Genomic DNA, 252 nt, shown 5'->3' on the forward strand with positions numbered 1-252 from the left:
GAAGATCTTCGATAAAGCGATGGCCGACCATACCGTTACCGATAATTGCGAGTCTGACTTTGCTCATTTTTGCCTCGATTTCTTTTCTATTACCGCCTACCTTAACGATTCAGCAACCCCGCTTATTGATGTAAATCAAATTCACCTTTATATACTCCTTAAGGGGTATATTGCTGATTTGTATAAATTTTCTTAAGTCACGGAATTGTCTGATATTTCATGTTTGTGCAAAAAATAGACAAAATGAACGGG

At 37.3% G+C, this 252-nt stretch carries 1 protein-coding gene; it reads left to right on the forward strand.

The window, feature by feature from the left end:
- Window positions 1-196: hypothetical protein (locus SB765_RS31860; protein ID WP_410932788.1), on the forward strand; the 196-nt coding region annotated here is incomplete at its 5' end.
- Between the last annotated feature and the right edge of the window lie 56 nt (window positions 197-252).

Origin of the sequence: Pseudomonas sp. SIMBA_067, from assembly GCF_046534675.1 — a bacterium.
Lineage (GTDB): Bacteria > Pseudomonadota > Gammaproteobacteria > Pseudomonadales > Pseudomonadaceae > Aquipseudomonas > Aquipseudomonas putida.